Raw genomic sequence first — 7,252 nt, 5'->3', positions numbered from 1 at the left:
GGTGTTTCCGACTCTATCAGATCTTTTCTCGATCCGATTTCCTCGGTGCTTTCCAGGTTCTCGCTCTCGCGTTTCCCTTTCCGGCGGTTCCGACTCTATCAGATCCTTTCGGTGTCTGACTCCCAGTCAGGGGGGCTTGTCTTCCCGGCCGTTGGGCCGTTCCGACGTCTCAAACCTTAGCGGATCCTTCCGGCGTTTCCCAATCGGGCCGCCGGGTCCCTATTCGAATTGAATTCGGGCATGCCGAAAACAATCCCATCGGGAGATCGTGCTGGTGGTTGGAGTGCCGCACGAGGCGGCGGAGGTGTTGTCGAGGAACCGTTACGGCTCCGTGGCAACCCGGAGAACTGTACGGATCGCGCAGGGGCGTGTCAACCACCCCTGTCAAGATCTTTTGTGTGAACCTCGGCGGACCGGCGGACCTCAGTCCAGGTCGCTGAGTCGACCGCCGGCGTCCGGCTGGGCGTGTTCCACCCGGCGCAGGAGCCTGGTGAGGACCTCCCCCAGGGCTGCGCGCTCCGCGGGGGCGAGGTCCTGGAGCAGGTCCTCCTCGAAGACGGTGGCGAGGCGCATCGCCTCCAGCCACTTCTCGCGGCCCTCGGGAGTCAGCTCGACGATGACCCGGACGCGGTTGGACTCGTCGCGCTCCCGGGTGACCAGACCCTCGGCGACCATGCGGTCGATCCGGTGGGTCATGGCGGCGGGGGTCAGGCCGAGCCGCTTGGCGAGGTCGCTGGGGCCCAGGCGGTACGGGGCTCCGGCCAGGACGAGCGCCTTGAGGACCTCCCACTCGGCGTTGCTGATGCCGAGGGCTGCGGTCTGGCGGCCGTAGGCGACGTTCATACGGCGGTTCAGCCGCGACAGCGCCGACACGATCTTCTCGACCTGGGGGTCGAGGTCCAGGAACTCGCGCTGGTAGGCGGCGATCTGTTCTTCGAGTGTCGGCTCCGTGACGCCTGGAGTGTCGGCCATGGCCGCAGTATCGCACGGACCGACTTTGCTTTGAAGTCCTTCGCTGTGTAGTCTTTAGCTTCGAACTTTAGCTTTGAAGTCTTCACTCCTAACTAGTGAGAGAGGTGAACGTGACCAGGGCGATGGGCGCAGCGATGCGCCGGATCCACGTGGGCAACGCACTCAGTGCGTTCGGGCTCGGCTTCACGGTCCCCTACCTGTACGTCTATGTGGCGCAGGTGCGGGGCCTGGGGGCGATGACGGCGGGACTCGTGCTCGCCGTCTTCGCCGTGGCCGCGCTGATCGTGCTGCCGTTCGCCGGCCGGGCGATCGTGCGCCGCGGCCCGCTGCCGGTCCTGCTCGCCGCCCTGGTCACCGCCGCGCTGGGCGCGCTGAGCCTCGGACTGGCGGGCAACGCCGTCGCCGTACTGCTGTCGGCCGCTGCCCTCGGGGCCGGGCAGGCCGTGATGCAGCCGGCGCTGGCGACGATGATCGTCGACTGCTCGACGGCGGACACGCGGTCGCGGGCGTTCGCGATGCAGTTCTTCCTGCAGAACCTGGGACTCGGCGTGGGCGGTCTCATCGGCGGTCACCTCGTCGACACGACCCGGGTCTCCTCCTTCACGCTGCTGTTCGCGATCGAGGCGGCGATGTTCCTGCTGCTGGTCGTGGTGATGGCGACGGTGCGGATGCCGCACTCCCCGCAGATGGCCGACGCGCCGTCCGCTTCGGCGAAGGGCGGCTGGAAGCAGCTGCTCGGGAACCGGGCGATGGTGCAGCTGTGTGTGCTGGGCTTCGTGATGTTCTTCGCCTGCTACGGGCAGTTCGAGTCGGGGCTGAGCGCCTACGGCGTCGAGGCCGCGGGGATCTCCACCTCCGCGCTCGGTACGGCGCTGGCCGCGAACACGCTGATGATCGTCGTCGCGCAGTTCGCCGTGCTGAAGTTCGTGGAGCGGCGCCGGCGGACGCGCGTGATCGCCGGTGTGGGGCTGATCTGGGCCGTCGCCTGGCTCGCGGCCGGCTACGCGGGGCTCGGGCACGGCAGCCAGGAGATGGCGACCGCGGCGTTCGTGTCGACCTACGCGCTGTTCGGGCTGGGTGAGGCGATGCTGTCGCCGACGGTCGCCCCGCTGGTCGCCGATCTGGCGCCGGAGGGAATGGCCGGGCAGTACAACTCTGCGTTTGCGCTGGTCAAGCAGTTGGCGTTGGCCGTGGGGCCGGCGGTGGGCGGGCCGCTCGGGGCCTCGCTGCACGCGCCGTACATCGTGACCTTCCTGCTGTTCTCGCTGGGGATCACCGTGCTGGCGCTGCGGCTGGGACGGCGTCTCACCGTTGCGCAGGATCAGCCGTGGGCTGCCGCGAGGAGCAGCCGGGTGGTGGCCCGGGGCGAGGCATCTGCGGAGCCGGTTGCCGCGGAGGCGTAGGCATCCGGTGCCGGGGGCGGCCCGGGGTGGGGACGCTTGTCGGCGCCGGCAAGGTGCCGCTGCGCCCACCCGTGCCGCCCCCGGCGGCACGACTGCCCGCAGTTGAGCTGGTCAGGGGCGCCCAGAAAAAAAGGGGGCGCGGGGAACTGCGCGGCCGGCCCCCGCACGCCTGCGCCCGGCAGACGCCCCACGGCTCCACGGCAGACGCCCCACGGCTCCGCAGTGGCCGGCTCCGCAGTGGCGGCCCAACGGCGGCCGGCCCCAGGGCGGCCCGCACACGTCGGTCGACCCTACGGCGGCCGACCCTACGGCGGTCGGCTCCACGGCGGCCCGCACACGTCGGTCGGCCCTACGGCGCCCAGCCCACGGCGCCTACCCCTTCGGGAGCAGGAATTCGCACCACACTGCTTTTCCGCCGCCCGGTGTCCTTCTCGACCCCCAGCTCGACGCGATGGTCGCCACGATGGCGATCCCCCTCCCCGACTCGTCGCCCGGTTCTGCTCGGCGGCGGCGCGGCAGGTGGTCGTCGCCGTCGGTCACCTCGATGATCAGGCGGCGGTCGGTGCGGCGCAGCCGCAGCCGCATGGGCGGGGTGCCGTGCTGGAGGCTGTTGGCGACCAGTTCGCTGGTGGCCAGGACGCCCAGGTCGTGCAGGTCTGCGGGAAAGCGCCAGCTGGTCAGGACACCGGAGGCGAAGGCGCGGGCGCGGGGCGCCGCCTCCACACCGCCGAGGAGTTCCAGGGCCGCGTTGCGGAAGAGGTCGCCCTCGGGGCCCGTACGGGCGGGGTGCTGAAGAACGAGGACGGCGACGTCGTCATCATGGTCGGCGGTGACGCCGGCCGAGCGGACCAGGCGGTCGCAGACGACCTGGGGGGTGCCGGTCGCCCCGGACAGGGCGCGCTGCAGGGCTGCGATGCCCTCGTCGAGGTCCTCGTCGCGGCGCTCGACCAGGCCGTCCGTGTAGAGGACCGCCGTGGAGCCGGGGCCCAGCGGGATGGAGCCCGACGCGTGAATCCAGCCGCCGGTGCCGAGCGGTGGGCCGGTGGGTTCGTCGGCGCGCAGGACCGTGCCGTTCTCGTCGCGGACCAGGATCGGCAGATGGCCCGCGGAGGAGTACACCAGCCGGCCCTCGTTGGGGTCGTGCACGGCGTACGCGCAGGTGGCGATCTGGTTGGCGTCGATCTCGGTGGCGAGGCCGTCGAGGAGTTGCAGGACCTCGTGCGGCGGGAGGTCGAGGCGGGCGTAGGCGCGGACGGCGGTGCGGAGCTGGCCCATGACGGCTGCCGCGCGCACGCCTCGGCCCATGACGTCGCCGATCACCAGTGCCGTGCGGCCGCCGCCGAGGGTGATCACGTCGTACCAGTCGCCGCCGACCGCGGCCTCGGTGCCTCCGGGCTGGTAGGTGGCGGCGATGCGCAGGTCGTCCGGCTGTTCGAGTTCCTGGGGGAGCAGGGAACGCTGGAGGGTGACGGCGGTCTCGCGCTGGCGGCGCTCGCTGGCGCGAAGGCGCTCGGCGGCCTCGGCGTGGTCGGTGACGTCGGTGGCGAAGACGAGCACCGCGCCGTCGCCGTCGCGCTCGCCGTCCTCGGCCACGGGGGTGCAGGTGAAGGTGTAGGAGTGGCCGTCGACGGCCTTGCGGGACTTCAGCGTGCGGGGCTTGCCGCTGCGCAGCACCTGGTCGAGGAGGGGCAGGAGACCCAGTTCGGCGAGTTCCGGGAGGGCTTCGCGGGCCGGTGCGCCCGGGGGGCGTGCGCCGAACGCCGCGGCGTAGGCGTCGTTGACGTAGGCGATGCGGTGGTCGGGCCCGTGGACGAGGGCGACAAGGGCCGGGACGCGGTCGAGGACGTCGCGCACGGGCAGTTCGTCGACGGCGGGCGAGGGCGGCTGTGCGCCGTCGGTCTGCTGCTCGGCACGGGCCGCGGGTACGGAGCCTTCCCCCCTCCGGTCCGGGGAGACCGGGGTCTCGGTCCGCGCTGCGGCGCGGCGCTGCGTTCCGGGGAGCCGGGCGCTCCAGCGCGTGAAGTTCACAGTGGGGAAAGCCTCGTGGGTGCTGAGGGCGGGCAGGTGCCCGTCCGAGGACGTGGGGCAGTCTGGCAGGTGGCCGTCCGTGGCGGTATCCGTCAGACGCCGGGGCGGGCCGTGGAGTTCCTGGGTCCGGTCAGGACGACCCCTTCGGGTCGTCGAAGGGGCTGTGAGGAGGCTTTCCACCGGCCGCGAGTTCGAACTCCGCTCGGGGATGTTCGAGCGAACCGAGCGAGACGATCTCCCGTTTGAAGAGACCGGCCAGGGTCCATTCCGCCAGGACCCGGGCCTTGCGGTTGAAGGTGGGCACCCTGCTGAGGTGGTAGACGCGGTGCATGAACCAGGCAGGGTAGCCCTTCAGCCTGCGCCCGTAGACCTGGGCGACGCCCTTGTGCAGGCCCAGGGAGGCGACGGAGCCGACGTACTTGTGCGCATACGTCTCCAGGGGCTCGCCGCGCAGCGCGTGGACGATGTTGTCGCCGAGGACCCTGGCCTGGCGGACCGCGTGCTGGGCGTTGGGGGCGGTCTCGGTGCCGGGCTCGCCGGCGGTGACGTCGGGGACGGCGGCGGCGTCGCCCGCGGCCCATGCGTGCGGGGCGCCGTCCAGCGTCAGCTCGGCGGTGCACTTCAGGCGGCCGCGCGCGGTGAGGGGCAGGTCGGTGGCGGCGAGCAGGGGGTGGGGTTTGACGCCGGCGGTCCACACGAGCGTGCGGGTCGGGAAGCGCTGACCGTCGCTGAGGACGGCGACGCGGTCCACGCACGAGTCCAGGCGGGTGCCGAGCAGGACCTGGATGTTGCGGCGGCGCAGCTCGGTGACGGTGTAGCGGCCCATCTCCTCGCCGACCTCGGGAAGGATGCGGTCGGTGGCCTCCACGAGGATCCACTTCATGTCCTCGGCGCGGACGTTGTGGTAGTAGCGCGCGGTGTAGCGGGCCATGTCCTCCAGTTCGCCCAGTGCCTCGACTCCGGCGTAGCCGCCGCCGACGAAGACGAAGGTGAGGGCGGCGTCGCGGATCGCGGGATCGCGGGTGGAGGAGGCGATGTCCATCTGCTCGATGACGTGGTTGCGCAGGCCGATGGCCTCTTCGACGGTCTTGAAGCCAATGCCGTACTCGGCGAGGCCGGGGACGGGCAGCGTGCGGGAGATCGAGCCGGGGGCGAGGACGAGTTCGTCGTAGCCGAGGAGTTCGGAGGCCTTGCCCTCCTCGGCGGTGGCGAGGGTGGTGACGGCGGCGGTGCGCACCGCGTGGTCGATGGAGGTCACCTCGCCGATGACGACGTGGCACCGGTCCAGGACGCGGCGCAGCGGTACGACGACGTGCCGAGGGGAGATCGAACCGGCGGCCGCTTCGGGAAGGAACGGCTGGTAGGTCATGTAGGGGTCGGGGGTGACGACTGTGATCTCGACCTCTCCCTGCCTGAGCTCCCGCTTCAGCCTCCGCTGAAGGCGCAGGGCCGTGTACATCCCGACGTAGCCGCCGCCGACAACGAGAATGCGCGCACGTTCCTTCACCATCCCATGACGCACCCGGCGCAGTTGTTTGTCCACAGCCCCGGCAATTTGTGTGACCGGCGAGCGGGTGTACGCGAGGCCGGACGCGCCGCCGGGGTGGGGCGAAAGCGGGCAGGTCAGCAGGGGCGGACGGGCGGGTGCGAAGGTATGGAATCCGGACATAAATGACCCGTACTCCGATCGAGGGGCGCTCTGTACGGAACCTGCCCCTTCTGAATTGACCCCCTCTCAACTATGTTCGTGTGTCGACGGGGTGTAGGGAATGTGGCTGAACGGGTCCGCGACGGGCGGTCCCGATCAAGGACCGAGGCCGGTTCCGAGCACTCCGGAATCAGTGGCGGGGAGTCTCCGGGGGGAGACGTCATTACCGGGGGAAACACATGCATGTTCAGGACACGCATTGGTCATCGGCAGCCGTCGTCGCATCCGGCGGCGCAGCGGTGAGCGCGGCGGTGGGCAACGGACGCGCGGACGGGCCGCGTACGACACCGCTGCGCGTGGATGCACAGCGCAATCTGGAGCACGTGCTGCGTGCGGCGCGTGAAGTGTTCGGCGAGCTGGGGTACGGCGCGCCGATGGAGGACGTGGCGCGGCGCGCGCGGGTCGGTGTCGGCACCGTGTACCGGCGCTTTCCGAGCAAGGACGTACTGGTCCGGCGGATAGCCGAGGAGGAGACGGCGCGGCTGACCGAGCAGGCACGGACCGCGCTCGGGCAGGAGGACGAGCCGTGGTCGGCGCTGTCCCGGTTCCTGCGGACGTCCGTGGCGTCGGGGGCGGGGCGGTTGCTGCCGCCGCAGGTGCTGCGGGTCGGGGTCGTCGAGGAGGAGTCCGCCGACTCGCCCGAGGTGGGCTCCGCCGTGCCGGGCGACGGGACCCGGGTGCCTCAGCAGCGGTCTCAGCCGGGGGCCGGTGCCGGTGAATTGCGGCTGGTGTCGGACTCGACCGCGACCGTGTCCGCGACTGCCGTCGTGGTCGCGGACGAGGGCGACACGGGGATCGCCGCGCTGCTCGACGTGGTGGGGCAGTTGGTGGAGCGGGCCCGGGCGGCGGGGGAGCTGCGGGCGGACGTGTCCGTGGCGGACGTGCTGCTGGTGATCGCCACGGCGGCGCCGTCCCTGCCGGATGCGGCGCAGCAGGCCGCGGCTTCGGCTCGGCTGCTGGACATTCTGCTGGAGGGACTCCGGTCCCGGCCAGCGTGAGTGCGCCTCGGCTTCGCCCTGCCCTGAGTAGCGGTGTGTCTCCCACCCGCACCGTCCGTGCAGTCGTCACGGGCGGGGCGGGTGGGTGCCGTAGGGGTTCTCACCGCCTGTGCGGGTGGACGCCGTAGGGGTTCTGCCCGTCG

The 7,252-nt window shown here is 71.3% G+C and carries 5 protein-coding genes; 2 read left to right on the top strand and 3 right to left on the bottom strand.

Annotated features, from left to right (window positions below; translation table 11 throughout):
* Positions 1-423 precede the first annotated feature (423 nt).
* A complete protein-coding gene (locus ACFZCP_RS24935; RefSeq protein ID WP_362694687.1) occupies positions 424-972 on the bottom strand; it encodes a MarR family transcriptional regulator in 549 nt (182 codons plus the stop codon).
* 110 nt (positions 973-1,082) lie between these two features.
* Here ACFZCP_RS24935 and ACFZCP_RS24930 point away from each other — a divergent pair, with 110 nt between their 5' ends.
* A complete protein-coding gene (locus ACFZCP_RS24930; RefSeq protein ID WP_391430082.1) occupies positions 1,083-2,375 on the top strand; it encodes an MFS transporter in 1,293 nt (430 codons plus the stop codon).
* Between the two features lie 372 nt (positions 2,376-2,747).
* Here the strand turns inward: ACFZCP_RS24930 and ACFZCP_RS24925 are convergent, their stop codons facing one another.
* Together ACFZCP_RS24925 and ACFZCP_RS24920 are read right to left on the bottom strand one after the other, a co-directional pair.
* On the bottom strand, positions 2,748-4,403 hold the full coding sequence (locus ACFZCP_RS24925) for a SpoIIE family protein phosphatase (RefSeq protein ID WP_391430061.1): 1,656 nt from the start codon (positions 4,401-4,403) through the stop codon (positions 2,748-2,750).
* 130 nt (positions 4,404-4,533) lie between these two features.
* Complete coding sequence (locus ACFZCP_RS24920; protein WP_391430059.1) at positions 4,534-5,913, bottom strand: FAD-dependent oxidoreductase; 1,380 nt, start codon at positions 5,911-5,913, stop codon at positions 4,534-4,536.
* 377 nt (positions 5,914-6,290) lie between these two features.
* Here ACFZCP_RS24920 and ACFZCP_RS24915 point away from each other — a divergent pair, with 377 nt between their 5' ends.
* Positions 6,291-7,109 (top strand): TetR family transcriptional regulator, encoded by an 819-nt coding sequence (locus ACFZCP_RS24915; RefSeq protein ID WP_391430057.1) that lies wholly within the window; start codon positions 6,291-6,293, stop codon positions 7,107-7,109.
* Positions 7,110-7,252: the final 143 nt, after the last annotated feature.

It is taken from the genome of Streptomyces sp. NPDC007971, assembly GCF_042958635.1.
Taxonomy (GTDB): Bacteria; Actinomycetota; Actinomycetes; order Streptomycetales; family Streptomycetaceae; genus Streptomyces.
Note: the sequence above shows the minus strand (reverse complement) of the source record. Positions and strands in the feature narration are given on the sequence as shown.